The 15,245-nt window shown below is 33.3% G+C and carries 20 protein-coding genes and 1 pseudogene; 9 read left to right on the top strand and 12 right to left on the bottom strand.

What is annotated here, in order from left to right; all coding sequences use genetic code 11:
* Positions 1-72 precede the first annotated feature (72 nt).
* A complete protein-coding gene (locus QXW15_RS02900; RefSeq protein WP_048102572.1) occupies positions 73-918 on the top strand; it encodes a CBS domain-containing protein in 846 nt (281 codons plus the stop codon).
* 1 nt (position 919) lies between these two features.
* On the top strand, positions 920-2,356 hold the full coding sequence (locus QXW15_RS02905) for a glycine--tRNA ligase (protein WP_342789935.1): 1,437 nt from the start codon (positions 920-922) through the stop codon (positions 2,354-2,356).
* Positions 2,357-2,422: 66 nt separating this feature from the next.
* Here the strand turns inward: QXW15_RS02905 and QXW15_RS02910 are convergent, their stop codons facing one another.
* A complete protein-coding gene (locus QXW15_RS02910) occupies positions 2,423-2,530 on the bottom strand; it encodes a 50S ribosomal protein L41e (protein ID WP_082180503.1) in 108 nt (35 codons plus the stop codon).
* A 193-nt stretch (positions 2,531-2,723) separates the two neighbouring features.
* Here QXW15_RS02910 and QXW15_RS02915 point away from each other — a divergent pair, with 193 nt between their 5' ends.
* A complete protein-coding gene (locus QXW15_RS02915) occupies positions 2,724-3,155 on the top strand; it encodes a universal stress protein (RefSeq protein ID WP_048102569.1) in 432 nt (143 codons plus the stop codon).
* Between the two features lie 45 nt (positions 3,156-3,200).
* A complete protein-coding gene (locus QXW15_RS02920) occupies positions 3,201-3,431 on the top strand; it encodes a 30S ribosomal protein S17e (RefSeq protein ID WP_048102595.1) in 231 nt (76 codons plus the stop codon).
* A gap of 2 nt (positions 3,432-3,433) precedes the next feature.
* Here QXW15_RS02920 and QXW15_RS02925 read toward each other — a convergent pair whose 3' ends face one another.
* Genes QXW15_RS02925 through QXW15_RS02965 form a run of 9 tightly spaced genes read right to left on the bottom strand, consistent with a single transcriptional unit; the run spans position 3,434 to position 10,804 of the window.
* The gene (locus tag QXW15_RS02925; RefSeq protein ID WP_048102568.1) at positions 3,434-3,796 is read right to left on the bottom strand and encodes a rhodanese-like domain-containing protein; all 363 of its coding nucleotides are present in this window, start codon (positions 3,794-3,796) and stop codon (positions 3,434-3,436) included.
* 1 nt (position 3,797) lies between these two features.
* Positions 3,798-4,442 carry a chlorite dismutase family protein gene (locus QXW15_RS02930; protein ID WP_342789936.1) on the bottom strand — a complete coding sequence of 215 codons (645 nt, stop codon included), beginning with the start codon at positions 4,440-4,442 and terminating at the stop codon, positions 3,798-3,800.
* Between the two features lie 52 nt (positions 4,443-4,494).
* Positions 4,495-5,094 carry a hypothetical protein gene (locus QXW15_RS02935; RefSeq protein ID WP_048102565.1) on the bottom strand — a complete coding sequence of 200 codons (600 nt, stop codon included), beginning with the start codon at positions 5,092-5,094 and terminating at the stop codon, positions 4,495-4,497.
* Positions 5,087-6,454, bottom strand: coding sequence for an adenylosuccinate lyase (purB, locus tag QXW15_RS02940; protein ID WP_054964278.1), 1,368 nt, complete (start codon positions 6,452-6,454; stop codon positions 5,087-5,089). Before purB ends, QXW15_RS02935 begins: the two co-directional genes overlap by 8 nt.
* Before the next feature lie 22 nt (positions 6,455-6,476).
* Positions 6,477-6,983 carry a hypothetical protein gene (locus QXW15_RS02945; protein WP_342789937.1) on the bottom strand — a complete coding sequence of 169 codons (507 nt, stop codon included), beginning with the start codon at positions 6,981-6,983 and terminating at the stop codon, positions 6,477-6,479.
* Positions 6,984-7,029: 46 nt separating this feature from the next.
* Positions 7,030-7,284 carry a hypothetical protein gene (locus QXW15_RS02950; protein WP_054964280.1) on the bottom strand — a complete coding sequence of 85 codons (255 nt, stop codon included), beginning with the start codon at positions 7,282-7,284 and terminating at the stop codon, positions 7,030-7,032.
* A gap of 34 nt (positions 7,285-7,318) precedes the next feature.
* Complete coding sequence (purL, locus tag QXW15_RS02955) at positions 7,319-9,580, bottom strand: phosphoribosylformylglycinamidine synthase subunit PurL (protein WP_342789938.1); 2,262 nt, start codon at positions 9,578-9,580, stop codon at positions 7,319-7,321.
* Entirely contained in the window at positions 9,573-9,815 is a 243-nt protein-coding gene (gene purS, locus QXW15_RS02960; protein ID WP_048102209.1) for a phosphoribosylformylglycinamidine synthase subunit PurS, read from the bottom strand. The genes purL and purS overlap by 8 nt, the downstream gene beginning before the upstream one ends.
* 29 nt (positions 9,816-9,844) lie before the next feature.
* Positions 9,845-10,804: a YrhK family protein gene (locus QXW15_RS02965; RefSeq protein ID WP_342789939.1), complete on the bottom strand. Its 960-nt coding sequence runs from the start codon at positions 10,802-10,804 to the stop codon at positions 9,845-9,847.
* Positions 10,805-11,244: 440 nt separating this feature from the next.
* Between QXW15_RS02965 and QXW15_RS02970 the strand changes: the two genes are divergently transcribed.
* The 5 genes and pseudogenes from QXW15_RS02970 (at position 11,245) to QXW15_RS02990 (ending at position 14,063) form a co-directional block, all read left to right on the top strand.
* Positions 11,245-11,466, top strand: coding sequence for a hypothetical protein (locus QXW15_RS02970; protein ID WP_287961321.1), 222 nt, complete (start codon positions 11,245-11,247; stop codon positions 11,464-11,466).
* 195 nt (positions 11,467-11,661) lie between these two features.
* Entirely contained in the window at positions 11,662-11,910 is a 249-nt protein-coding gene (locus QXW15_RS02975) for a hypothetical protein (protein WP_287961320.1), read from the top strand.
* Complete coding sequence (locus QXW15_RS02980) at positions 11,898-12,299, top strand: PIN domain-containing protein (RefSeq protein WP_287961319.1); 402 nt, start codon at positions 11,898-11,900, stop codon at positions 12,297-12,299. Before QXW15_RS02975 ends, QXW15_RS02980 begins: the two co-directional genes overlap by 13 nt.
* Positions 12,300-12,479: 180 nt before the next feature.
* On the top strand, positions 12,480-12,845 hold the full coding sequence (locus tag QXW15_RS02985) for an MFS transporter (protein ID WP_287961318.1): 366 nt from the start codon (positions 12,480-12,482) through the stop codon (positions 12,843-12,845).
* 71 nt (positions 12,846-12,916) lie between these two features.
* A pseudogene (locus tag QXW15_RS02990) lies at positions 12,917-14,063 on the top strand (IS256 family transposase).
* A gap of 55 nt (positions 14,064-14,118) precedes the next feature.
* Here QXW15_RS02990 and cobM read toward each other — a convergent pair.
* Positions 14,119-14,883: a precorrin-4 C(11)-methyltransferase gene (gene cobM, locus QXW15_RS02995; RefSeq protein WP_048102210.1), complete on the bottom strand. Its 765-nt coding sequence runs from the start codon at positions 14,881-14,883 to the stop codon at positions 14,119-14,121.
* Positions 14,880-15,245, bottom strand: a 366-nt coding sequence (locus QXW15_RS03000; protein WP_342789941.1) for an SAM-dependent methyltransferase, incomplete at its 5' end; no start/stop codon positions are given. The genes QXW15_RS03000 and cobM, both read right to left, overlap by 4 nt.

The raw sequence follows: 15,245 nt of genomic DNA on the forward strand, positions 1-15,245 counted from the left end.
TTATTGCAAATTTTAAATGTAATATATTATTTAAAATCATAAAAATTATTTAATATAATAATATATACCGCTATGAATTACAGGGTAAAGGAAATAATGACAAGAAATCCAATAACATATAATGTTCCAAGTTCAGTATCTGATGTAATAAGGGTATTAATAAAGAATAATGTTACAGGTATACCACTTGTTGGCAGGGATGGAAAATATGCAGGGGTTATAACAAGACGTGATATATTTTATAACCCAAATGAAACCCAGACCGCACTCGTAATGAGGAAGGCAAATACGGTAAAAGAGGATGATTATGTTGAAGAGGCTGCTAAGGAAATCACAATACAGGGTAAAAGACATCTTGTTGTTACCAATGACAATGATGAGGTCACAGGCATACTAACACCACAAAATTTTTTAAATATAATACAGGAAAAGTTTGGCGAGAGAAAGGTTAAGGAGGTAATGACATACAATGCATTTCCAATATGGGAGGAATCACCATTGAGCGTTGCACTTATAGCCATGAAATTATCACAGATATTCTCATTTCCAGTTTTAAATGCAGAGGCAAAATTTGTTGGCCTAATTACTGACAGGGATATATTTGACAAGGTTAAATTATCATCAACAGAGGTGTTATCAGAGGCAGGCATTGCCGATGATGAGGATCCATGGTCATGGGAGGGTATAAGAAATGTATTTACATATATTATTGAGAAATCAAACATAAGGGTTCCAAATATGCCTGTAAGGGATGTAATGGTAAAGAATCCTGTAGTGGTTTATCTTAGCTCAACAATAGGGGAAACTGTTAAGCTTATGTCTCAGGGGAACTATAACCAGGTTCCGGTTCTTTCAGGCCACGGTGATATTTATGGAATGCTATATGATGTTGAATTATTAAAGGTATTCAATGATTAATATGTATAATGATATAATTGAATTATCCAAGAGAAGGGGTTTTTTCTGGCCATCATTTTCCATATACGGTGGTTTTTCCGGATTCTATGATTACGGACCCCTTGGCGTCCTTCTTAAGGAGAATATAATAAAACTCTGGCGTGAGGATTATCTTGAGGATGGCGCAATATTTATAGACACTCCAAATTTAACACCGGAACCTGTTTTTAAGGCATCAGGCCATATAGACCGATTTTCTGACCTTGCCTGTGAATGTGATAAATGCAAGACCAAATTCAAGCTGGAAACAGTTCTTAAATACAATGGGATAAATGCTGTGCCAAAAAATCTGGATGAGGCAAATGAAATATCATCAAAAAACAACCTTAAATGCCCTGTATGCGGAAATATAATTAAGAAAGTTTACGATTTTAATTTAATGTTCAGGGCCAACGACATGTACCTCAGGCCTGAAACTGCCCAGGGAATCTTTGTAAATTTTAAGCTTCTTTACAATTATAATAAAAACAGGCTTCCAATGATTGTCGGTCAGGCAGGCAAGGGATTCAGAAATGAAATATCACCAAGGCAGAGCCTGATAAGATTAAAGGAATTTAACCAGTGTGAAATAGAATCATTTTTTGATCCTGATAGCCTTGAATTTGGTGAACTTTATGATTATCTTCCTGTAAAATTGCTGCCAAATACCGGTGATGTATATAAAAGGACCGTAAAGGAGGCCTATGAATCTGGCATAATACCAAATCAGGCCATGGCATACTTTGTTTTGAAAACACAGCGGCTTTTAAATAAAATTGGAATAAAAAATGAAATGCTGAGGTTCAGGCAGCATATGCCTGATGAACGCGCACACTATGCTGCGGATAGCTGGGATGCAGAGGCTTTAATAGACGATGAATGGTTTGAAATAGTTGGAATCGCCAACAGGACTAATTTTGACCTTACAAATCACGGTAATAATTCCAGTGAGTCAATGACGGTAAAAATTGGTGAGAAAGAAGTAATACCATATGTGATAGAACCCTCATACGGAATTGATAGAATAATATTATCAGTTATGTCACAGTCATTTTATAAAAGGGACAATGGGTATAACGTTCTTGCACTTAATGAATATGTTGCGCCATTTCATATGGCAGTTTTCCCGCTGCTTAAAAAGCAGAAACTTCAGGAAAAGGCCAAAGAATTGTTTTCAAATCTATTCCCAAAGGATAAATATATAATATACGATGATGTTGGATCCATAGGAAAACGGTATGCAAGGCAGGATGAAATAGGAACACCATACTGTATTACCATTGATTTTCAGACGCTGGATGATAATACCGTAACAGTAAGATTCAGAGATTCCATGCAACAGAAGCGTATTTTAATATCCGATCTTGTATCCCAGGAAAATCCTCTAAGTGCACTGAATGCCTTAAAAATTGTTCAATAATATCTATTTACATTTTAAAAGTTTTCAATTTTAAAATTTTTTATTTTAAAAAATAAAAGGGTAAAATTACTGTTTGCTTGCCCGTCTTGCCCTCTTCAATCTTCTTATCTTTTTCTTTCTCCATTTCCAGCGCATATGCCCCCTTTTTTTCCAATCTCTTGAACTTCTCTTCAATATGTCACCTCAAAGTATGGTAATTTGCTTATGGTATTATTTTATAATATAAATACCTATTTTAGAAATTTTACAGTGCAAAAAAATGTCTGTTAAAACTATTTAAGGCATATAAATTATTTTTAATTTATTTTTATATGGTATACTAACATAAAAATAAATAAATTAATATATACTTAAAAAATAAACCCATATGAAGGTTTTAGTATCTTATGATGATTCGCAGGGTGCAAAGGAGGCACTAAAATATGCATTGAGTATGAAGTGTGCAATAAATGAATATAAAATAGTTTATGTAATACCCACAATAGTTGGAATCAGTGCCAGTTTTGACTCATATATACCTGAATCTGTGTATGAGGGCCAGGATAAAACAGCCGATGAAATTCTATCACATGCATCAAAGGAACTTGATAAAGCGGGTGTAAAATATGAATTAATCAAATTAAACTCCAACGGCGAGGAAATATCAAAATTAATCATAGAGGAGGCAGAGAAGGACAATGTTGATCTAATCATTACAGGCACAAGGAAGCTTCACGGGATAAGCAAATTAATACTGGGTTCTGTAAGCTCAGGTATTATTGCGCATTCAAATATACCGGTTACTGTGGTGCCGCCATAATTTGAAATACTTTATATATTTTTATAAAATCAGGTTGTGATAACCGTGGGAAGTATAAGACCATCAAATATAAAAAGGATAGCAGAGGAGCTCATAGAGAAAAATAAGGATGTATTTAACGAGGACTTTAAGCACAATAAGGAGGTTTTAAAGAACTTCGTTGAGAACAGCGTAACAAAAAAAACGTTTAATGAGCTTGCCGGATACATAACAAGATACAACCTAAAGCTGAAATCCAAGCAGAAGAATGAAATGGAACAGCTTGGGCTTGCATAGGCTTATTTTCCTTTTTCCTCAGGCAATTTTTCCTTTCTCCATGTATTCATGCCACCATCAAGGTGGTAAAGTTTTTTATAGCCCATCCTTGCAAGCCTGTTTGCTGCCGCCCTGCTTCTATGTCCGGTCTTGCATACAAGGATAATCTTTGCATCCCTGCCAAAATCCTTAATGATATCATCCTCACGGCCTAATTTGTAATGCACCGCATTTTTTATATGGCCCCTGCGAAATTCAATGCCGGTTCTTACATCAATAATTTTATATTCATTAAGCCTTTTCATAACATCTTCTGGCTTAAGGGGCTCCAGCTCAGGTGGATCAATAAAATAATCCTTTCCACGTAGGTAATCCTTTAATGACATATTAATCAACCAAATCATCATTATTATAAATCCCAACAAATATTGGGGTTTCGTTTGTTATCCACTTTCTGGCAAGAACCTCTCTAAGCTTTTCCGTTACATGGGACCAGGCTGCAAGATCCTCAACCTCATATAAAACCACAAATTCCTGATCTCCAAGGCCAAATGAGTACGTTGTATATGACAAAATTCCTGAACTTTCCCTATCTCCCCTGGCAGTTCCTATATGTCCTGCGAGTATTTTCCTGCGTTCCTCATAGTTTATTAAATACCATTCACGATCCTTGCTCATTGGGTATGCCACAAAATACTTCTTTGGGTCTGTTTTTAATGTATCCTCCAGGTTTTTTCCCTCCTTAATATACGGTGAATCCTCATATAATGATAGCATGCTGTATGTTGAATCGCCATAGGTGCCAAGTGCAGAATTAATCCCCTCCTTAAGTTTTTCAAGGTTTATTGGTTCATAGGCTGTTGACCAGAACAAAATATCATTATCATGCCTTACCGATTTATAATATTTTATGCTGATTAAATTCTTTTTAAAGCCATTTATAAAATCTATAAGTTTTTTGTTTACTGATTTTTTACCCTCCGGGTCCAATGACCAGAACTGCCCATTTAATTTATATGCTAAAACATACATGTATATTGTCATAACTGTCCTTTTTATAAGTTAATTTAGAAATATAAACTTTTCAATCCAGAGTTCTCTGATTATTATTTGCCACGTTATATTTTTTTAAATCAAACTGAGAATAAACAATTTCCCTGAGGAGCCTTGATATTGTGTAAATATCCTTATTTACTGGCTCTATCATTAAATTGCTCTGTGGAATTTTTACGCCTGTCATCTCGAGCTTTCTTATATAGTCAGATCTTAACGGTGGGTTTACAGTGTTGTAATCATTCTTGTTAATTTGTGAAACATTGCATTTTTCAATTTCCCTCATAAATATTGGACGTTCAAAGAGATAATTCAATAAATACAATGAATAGAGTCCAGATTTTTCGGAATCCATTGATCTGGCAACATCACCTACTATTGAATAAATATCCTGGCTATCATCAAGGAATGAAAAAATTCTGGCAGGTTTAATCTCCTTCTCCTTTAATATTCCCAGCTCAACCATGGCATCAAGATATCCCGTAAGGACAAGCCTGTGCATGTTTATTCCCTTTTGTTCCAGAGACTTCTGTATCCCTGTTATTGATTTTTCATCCCCATTAATTTCTTCAAGTATCAGCTTATACATTTTTTTATCTTCCAGTTTTTTGTTATCGAAATTATTAATCATACAAATCACCTGTTGCGTATTTAATCATATTCTCCGCCTCTTCTATGGCACCCATACATATTTCTCTGGACATGCCTGTGAATTTAAATGGGTCAAGAGCATCATCAAGCATGCTTTTATCTATAAATTTTTCTATTCCATTTTTTATTAGTGATTCTTTAAATGAAATCTTTTCCATGTAAGCCTTCATTGATGCCTCCCTTACAAATTCATGGGCCTCCTGCCGGGGCATACCATTTCTGGCGAGGGTTACTGTTACACTTTCAGACATAATGAATTGATCATTAATTACCTTTTTTAACATTTCATCCTTATTTATATAAATGTTCTTAAATAAATCAATTGATTTTGCAAGCACATCATCCGTCAGTATGGATGTGTATGGTATTGTAAATCTTTCAAGGGCGCTGTTTGTTAAATCCCTTTCATGCCACTGTATGCCCGCCTCATACTCCGGAATTATATAGGACCTTATAAGCCTGCACAGGCTCACTATATTCTCGGCATTTACTGGATTCCTTTTGCTGGGCATTGAGCTTGACCCAACCTGTTCGCTGGAATTAAAATATTCTGAGACCTCATTAATTTCAGGCCTCTGTAAATTCCTGACCTCGGTGGCAAACTTTTCAAGAGATACTGATATATTGTTTAAAATTGACAGATACTCTATGTATCTGTCCCTGCACACTATCTGTGTTGATGCAGTTTCCGGCCTTATCCTGAGTATCTCACACGTTTTATTCTGAATGTCCCTTGCCCTATCACCTAAAGCGGCACCTGTTCCAACCGGGCCAGAAATTTTTCCAACAATTATCCTCTGCCTTGCGCCGCTTAAACGTTCAAGGTGCCTTGTAATCTCTGAAAGGTATACAGAAAGCTTAAGGCCAAATGTAATGGGGCTGGCATGCTGGCCATGTGTTCTCCCAACCATTATTGTGTCCATATTTTCATTTATCAATTTTATAAGAATATTCATAAATTCAATAAGATCTGATGTAATGATGTTTATGGCATCATGGATCTGTACTGCAGTTGCAGAATCATTAATATCATTGGATGTGACCCCAAAATGGACATAATTTTTTCCCTCATTGCATTTTTCTGTTAAAGCATCAACAATGGCCATTACGTCGTGCTTTATATGTTTCTCAATTTCTTTTACCCTTTCAAGTTTAACCTGATTAGAATTAACAACTCTCTGTATATCATTATACGCATTTTCAGGTATGATTTTATAATACGATTCTGCCTGTGCAAGTGCGGCCTCAACACTGAGCATTATTCTTAACCTGTTTTCCTCTGAAAAAACACCTTTCATTTTATCTCTGCCATATCTGTAATCCAGGGGGGAGACGATCATAAAAACAATATAACACATAGGTTTAAATTTTTTTGTTATTATTTTTGAGTTTTGGATAAACTATATAAATGAACAGCAAGATAATGCCAGATCCGGTGAATAGGGCCCCTAAGGCAGCAAGATAACCGGAATATTTAACATCATTGAATTCTGTTATTTTTGCAAATTCATAGTCCATCAATGGTTTCTGGCTGTTAAATGCTATAAAAACATAATTCCCGGTTAGATTTTTATAAATTAATGTACCATCACTGGATGAAACGGGTTTTACCGCATATTTACTTATATTCGCTGGTGAAATATACTTTGCCATGGATTCCTTTACAAGGCCGTAATTGCTGCTGTTTGTAATCATCATTAGCTCATAATTTGAGGAAAAGTTAAAATCATCTGATTCATACTCACCGGAATTGATCTGATGCTCGCTGTTTTTTACAGGAATCTGGGTAAGTCCATGATACCCAGTGCCAACCATGATAATTCCTGATATTATAAGGATAACTGCAATAATTCTCCAGTATTTTTTCACGGATAATGATTTAAATGTTTTATTTAACATTTGTTAGAAGATGATTCTATAAAGACAGGTCTATATCACCGGACCTTATTTCACCAATCATCTTATTATATTTTGAATTAACCTCATCCTCTGACATTCCGCAGTCAAGGCTTTCCATATAAATTTCATAATTTTCCTCTTCCGGGTCTATTTTTCCTGAATACACCTTTATGTATCCGCATCCCTTGAAGTTATAATTTAATCTGTATGCAAGTTCCAGTGTTATATTTAAATCCTCCAGATATTCAAATTTTTTTATAAAATCTCCCATAATATGTTATGTAAAACAATTATAAAATTTTTGATTATATATATTTATCAAGTCCATGCTCCCATATATGCCTTAAATTGTCTATTTCCTCATTTATTACAACCTTCCCAAGATTTTTTATGATTATTTTATTATTTACTGTTTTTCCAAGCCTAACCGGATTAACCGATTTAAATTTCTCCTCAAACGCTTTTTCCATGCCATTTTTAACCTCTATTACAATGGCCGTGCCAAGCTCTGAAAATAATTTTTCGTTCAACTTGCCATCTATTTGGGATAAATCAGCATCAATGCCTATGGACCCACCAAATGCCATCTCTAAAAGTGCCATTATTAATCCACCCTGGGAAACATCATGTGCAGAATTAATTATTTCCCTGTTATTTTTTAATAATTCCATCAATATCTTTAGGTCATTGAGGTTCACAGGCGGTATGTATGAATATTCTGCATTAAACATTTCTGAGTACTCGCTTCCTGCCAGCGTATTAATAATATTACCTATTACATATAACCCTGAATTAGTGGATTTTAAATCTGGTGTTATCCTTTTTACTATGTTATCCATAATGCCTATCATAAGTATATTGGGTGTGGGCTTTATTTCACCATATTTAGACTGGTTATAAAAGCTGACATTACCAGAAACCAATGGAAGATCCATATACCTGCAGAAATCTGATATGGCCCTCACAGATTCCTTAAATTTAAACATTGTTTCAGGGTTTTCAGGATTTCCAAAATTAAGGGCATCGATAATGCTGTGCGGCATTGAACCGGAGCTTATTGTATTTTTATACGCCTCTGCAAGTACCCACATTGTGCCATTGTATGCATCTATACTTACAATTTTGCCCCTGGAACCTGAAGTTATCGATAAGCCTGACATTGAATTTTCCAGGGGCTTAATAATTGATGCGTCTGAATGCGTTTCATGATTCGGAAATCCGGTGAATGGCTTTGTTATTGTGCATCCCCTAACGGTAAAATCATACTGCCTAACAATATTAAACCTTGAGCATATGTTTGGCCTTGAAATAAAATCCCTTATAAATTTTTCATAATTTTCTGGCTCCCTAATTGCAATATCTGATTTATTATTAATCACCGGACGGTAATTCCTTGCATATACCGGCCCTGATGTTAGAAATTTTAAATTCATATCCAAAATCTTTTTGCCCTTATATGTTATGATTAAATTATCACTTTTTACTGTTCTGCCTATTACTGAATATTCTATACCCCATTTTTTGAAAATCTCATCTGCAAGCTTTAAATTTTTTTCTTCCATGGCCAGAAGCATTCTTTCCTGTGATTCACTGACCCATATCTCCCAGGGTTCCATGTTTGCATCCTTTAAAAGCACATTATCCAGGTTTATGATGCCAGATAAACCGCCAGCGTATAAAAGCTCACCCACGGCACTTGAAAAACCGCCACCGCCAAGATCCTTCATGCCATCTATTATGCCAAGGTCATTTATTTCAAGTATTGCATGTATCAATGGCTCCTTTATAATGGGATTTCCAAGCTGCACAGCATTCCTGTTCTCTGAATCATTTTCATTGAGCGTTTTTGATGCAAAATTAACACCATGAATGCCGTCCCTGCCTGTTCTTCCACCACAGACTATCAATATATCATTTTCCTTTTCAACCCTGCTTCTTACAATTTTATCCTTTTTAACTATGCCAATGCAGCCTGCATTTACAAGTGGTATTGTATTGTAGCTGTCATCAAAATCTACTGAACCGGCAACAGTTGGTATGCCAACCCTGTTTCCATAGTCCCTGATTCCTGCAACAACCCTGTTAATAATAAATCTCTCTGTTAACATGCCACTGGTATTTTCTGGATTTCCAAAGTATAATGAATCTATGAGGGCAACCGGCTGTGCACCCATGCAAAGAACATCCCTTATAATTCCCCCAACACCGGTGGCAGCACCACCATATGGCTCAACAGCACTGGGGTGGTTATGGCTTTCCATTTTAACAACGTACGCATAATCTTCATTAAATGATACAACAGCAGCGTCATCTTCCATTGTTAAAATCGTATAAGGGCTTTTTAGGCCTGAAAAATACCTTTTAAGGTATATCTTTGAACTTTTATAGCCCGAGTGTTCACTCCATGCCTGTGCAATTGCCTGAATCTCTATATCCTCTGGATTCCTTTTAAGTCCAGAAAAATAGTTTTTTAATACAATCATCTCATCCAAGGATAATCCAAGCGAATTGCCCATTTTTTTTAAATTATCATCATCCGCATCCAGAATGTTAAACAATTCAATCACTTATCTTCTCTATTTTATATTCCTGAATAACCGGATTGGTAAGTATATTTTCAGATATATCCTGAATCTGGCGCATTGAATCCTCCTCATTTATTGATGTTGTAAACTCATAAATTTTGTATGTTTTAACATCATCTATACCGGAATATCCAAGCATGGATAGGTTTCTCTTTATGCTGAGCGCCTCGGGATCCTCAACATTTGGCAGGTATTTAATTTCCACTCTTATTTTCATAAACCTTTATGTATAATATAAAATTAAATTTATCTGTTAATTTTTGATAATAAAAATAAATGTGCCCTGCGCACAATATTAATCATTGGCCTTATTAAAAGCTGGGAGCTTCCTATTATAAAAAGGTAAACACCATCAAGCTCATTATGATTTGGAAGGAATAAAAAACTACCGACAAGGAACTCCATTCCAACTGCTATATCATTGGCAATGCTCAACCAGTCATAGAATCTTCTTATTTTTTCCTTTCTAAGGTTTTTATAATTATATTTTGTTATGGCATTATTTATCTTTTTATTGCTTAAAAATTCATCAAGATGCATGACTATGGCTGCAAGCCCATCATTTTTAATTAAGAAAATAACACCATTATAAAACTCAGGGTCTATGTTTTCAGACGTTTTTGAATAGCTGTAATTTCCGTATTCTCCATCCTTAACCATTATAATTAATTTTATAAACCATTTCTGATTTAAATATTCCGTAAAACTGTTGATATCAAATTTTAGTTTTTTTATTTCATTTTTTGAATAATCAGCAAATACCTTTGAATAATAAAAATCATCGGAAACTATTATTGGCATGGCAAGTTTTAATTCAGGATTGCATGATTTGCAGTTAATATTCATGTTAAGTATTATTGTCTCAACTATCATTGTTGCAAGCTTCCTGTATAAATATACAACATGCATAATTCCTGATACCTCATCAAATTTTGCAAAATATGAAATTACGCTCTGAAATAATTCCTCCTTTGCCTGCTGATCAATAGCATATGAAAGGTCATTGATGTTTATAACCTCCAGTGTTGCATCCTCATTAAATGTGCTTATTACAAGATTGTCTTTTAATTCGTTAAATATATTTTCACCAAAAAGGAATGATATTAGAGGCTTTAACACCGCCCATTTGACGTTAATTCCTATTCTGTTTCTCTGTATAAGGTAAAGCAAATATATGGCTTTGGAAATTCTTAATTTTTCGTCCATTGCTTGTATAGTTAAAATTATTTAAAATATTTATTGAATATATTTTTACCAATAAGAATGGCAGAAAATCACCAAGTTTATAATATGATAAAAAAAGTACATGAAGCATTTGCAGGAATAAATAAGATCTGTTTGTATCCAAAAAATTTAATCATTAATGAAATAATAGCTTAAAACGGTGAATATTAATATGTATAAAGGAAACCGTCACCTGCCAATAAGGTCTGAGAGGCAGTATGCAGAAATGTCGGTAAATGATGCAAATGTTGCATGTCTAAGATTAAATAAAAATGTCATAAACCTCTTGCAGCCTTCAGGGCATATAAGTCATTGCGGAGACTTTTGCAGTCACTTGCAATGAAATATAATTATAATAGAAATGATACAAAATGTGCGGTTCCGAAAAATGAAATGCTTAGGGTTGCAAGACTGCTATAGCATTGATTATAGGAATATCATTACTGCCATTATTTTTATTATTTTATTCTAATTATGTGTCATCAGGATTTATAGTATCATATATACATGCAAACATAGTTTTGGGAACAAGCTATTACCTTATAATGGTGTCATTACTATCATTAATTTCTATTATACCATTAATACCGTTTTTAAGAAAAAATACATTGAAAAATAATTTAATAAAAAATGCTGCAAATTAATGTTTTAATATTCTTATATTCTTATTGTACCATTATTTTATCCTTATATGCATTCAGACATAACGATATTAAGCGTATATTCAGGAAGATTATTGTCATATAAATACAATTATTAAATAATGGAAAGATATAGAATTATGTATTCATATAACCATATTACCATAAAATATTTATTGCGATTTATAATATAATATTATGGTAAAAACAACCATCATTTTGGATGATAATATATACAAAGAACTTATTGATGAATCTATAGAAAGATACGGCACAACCAAAAAACTTTCTTTATTAATAAATGAAAAGTTAAGAAATTATAATAAAATTAAAAATACAGATAATGATAAACTTAAATTAACATATAGGCTTGGAAGAAAATTAACAAATGCTGAAATAAATCAGGCAAAGGAAGAATACAGAGGAAAAACAGAATGGAAGCAGTAATAGATACAAATGTATTAATTTATGAATTTATTGAGGATTCAGAATACCACAATGAGGCAAAGGAAGTGCTAAATAAAATAGACATTATAATAATACCAGAAATAGTTATAAATGAATTTATATATGTTTCATCTAAAATTGGTGTTCCTTTTAAAAATATAAAAAATAAGATTCTTGAAATTTATAATTCTTATCAATCAGAGGTCATAGAAATAAAAAATGATTATATTATTAATATAATAAATAATTCAAATAATATTTATGAATTTAAAAATTTCAATGATGTAATAATATCATTTATATCAAAAATTAATAATGTACCCTTATTCACATTTGATAATAATTTAAAAAAATATTGCACTAAAAATAAAATTAAATTACTTAAATAGTACTATTTCATTATTTATATATTAATAATGTAATTTTAATAGATGTAATTAAAAGTGATTAAAAACACTTAAATATATTTATATCTATATTGTTAATGTGATAAATGGAGTTTCCAGTAAATATGTATTCGATGATTATGGAAGGCCGGTAAAAAGTTTAAGGATACAGTTAAATGCAGTATGCAAATTGGATCCGGATTTTTATCTGTTGGCTGCATACCCATATTGCTGGATGCATTTCCACCAAAGGAGCGTGGAAGGGCCGTCGGCATAAATTCTGTCTCATGGGTAATAGGAACATTAATAGGCCCTGTTCTAGGCGGCTTTCTTGTTTTATATAACTGGAGGTATATATTTTTAATAAATGTGCCCATAGGCTTTTTCGGTGCATTTTACGGATACTATGTAATCAAAAAATATAAAATGGATTTAAAACAAAAAATAACAAAATTACCGGTTATTTCTCTTTTATTATTTATGGTTCCATTAATAATATTCATAGCATTTTTAAATATATATGTAATGGTAATAGCAATAATAACATGATAATGTAATTAATCTACTGTAAATTTAAAATGACTCTTTGCAATATCATAAATTCATTAGGAGATGAAAAAATGACAAATGCAAAGAGTCAATTAATAAGTATAGAAGAATTAATAAAGCTTTTCATAAATGACAGAAAAGAGGGAAAGAAGGAACTGATTACATGGTTTCTAAACAATGTAATGGATGAGGAGGCCATTGAACAGTTAAATGCTGTAAGATATGAAATAACTAATGGAAGAACAGGATACAGGAATGGTTACAAGAAGAGGAAATTAAAGACTTTGGATGGTGAATTAATATTGGACAAGCCTGATATAGGGTCAGGATCATTTGAAACTAAGTTATTTGACAAGTACTCAAATGTTGAAAAGGCTTTAAACTCTGTAATAGCAGAATCATACATCAATGGTGTGTCAAAGATCAGTAAACAGTATAATAAATAATCTGGGTGTAAATGTATCTCCTGAGTACGTATCATCACTGAATAGGGAGCTTGATAAAAAGGTTAAGGAATTCTTAGAGAATAGAATAGAGGATAAAATAAAATATTTATACATAGATGCAACATACTTCAAGGTCAGGGAAAATGGTAAATACAAATCAATGGCATTATACACATCAATAGGTGTAAACACCAATGGAATAAGGCAGATATTATCAATGGATATTTATAATTCAGAGGATGAAATAGACTGGAATAATTTCTTCTTTAAACTCAAGGAAAGAGGATTGACAGGAGTAAAGCTGGTAATATCAGATGGCCATAGGGGAATAATGAAGGCAGTAAAAGAATCATTCCCCGGATCACTGTGGCAGTACTGCCGTTTCCATTTCATGAAGAATTTAAAAAATACCATGAATAATGAGCATTGGAAGGATATATCAAAAATAGTGTCAGGGGCATTAATGAATGAATCATTGTTTAGGATGGCCATATATAGGATGGAGGAAATGAAGTTAAATAAATCAATAGATGATATGTTCTATAAATGGTATGATTCATTGTATTTATATACATAATTCCCTGAAGAACACCAAAGAAGATTACATACAAACAATGTAACAGAGAGATTCAACAGGGAATTAAAGAGAAGGACTAAAAAGATAGGTGCATTTCCAGATAGTAATTCATTGATAAGGCTGGTTGTTTCAATAGCAATGGATATTAATGACGAATGGCTAATAAGGAAATACATAAATATGGAGGTTGATTAGGGATAATGTTAAAGGGTCATTTGAATTTACAGTAAAAGTATTACATTTATCGTAATTACTGTACCTTATTTTTATTATTTCTGAATAAATGAACAAAATTTGGGTTATAAAGAAATGATTTAACATCACTATTATGTGTAAATACACCACCGGTAAGTATTAATGCCTGTCTGTTTATTCTATTCTCAAACAACGTCTTTTCAAGATCATTTACGGTTGTTTCTATTATTTTTTGATCTGGCCATGAAATTCTGTATGCTATTATAACCCGGTCATCCGGGGAATACCCTGCATCAAGAAGTTTTTTTGTTACCGCACCGGCATTTGATGCACTTAAAAAAATGCCAAGGGTGGCTCCATGCCTGGCCATAACAGAAAGATCCTCGGATTCAAATTTTTCAGTACGCCTCGGCACCCTGGTAATAATTATTGTCTGTGTGCTTCCCGGGGACGTTAATTCCATGCCCATTGCTGCTGCAGCGGCAAAAAGTGATGAAATGCCTGGGATTATTTCATAATTCATGTTATTTTTTAACATAAATGACGTTACATCGTTAATTGCACCGTATATTGACGGATCACCGCTGTGTATTACTGTTATGTCCATGCCCTCATTATAAAACTTCTGAATAATTTCATTAATTTCATTTATGTTCATGCCAGAGGTTCCGTATATTCTATCTGTGGACGCATTCTTTAAAATATCAGGATTTACAAGTGAATCGGCATATAAAATGACATCCGTTTTTTCTATAATTCTTGCAGCCTTAACTGTTATTAAATCAGGGTCTCCTGGACCCGCGCCTATTATATGAATCATTTTAAAATCACCAGTGCCATATATGAGTCTATATCATTTATATTATTATATATTTTCTGGGATTTTAGGGATACATTTTCCATAATATAATACTTTTTCAAATGCTCATCATCCAGTAATTTTTTTAATACATCCTTTGCCCCAATGGCCTTTATTATTGCCCCATTTTTTGTCCCCATTATCATTTTTTTCATGTATTCATAATCATTAACTGCCGGAATTATTGTAAATATCTCATCTTTTTCTGCCATGGGAATTCCAAATATCGCGGCGGCAGCATTTATTGAGCTAATCCCCGGTATGAACCTAACCTTACAGTCCAGATACCTGTATAAATCAAGGAATGTGCTGTAAAGCATCGG

Source organism: Acidiplasma sp. (assembly GCF_038728925.1).
Taxonomy (GTDB): Archaea; Thermoplasmatota; Thermoplasmata; order Thermoplasmatales; family Thermoplasmataceae; genus Acidiplasma; species Acidiplasma aeolicum.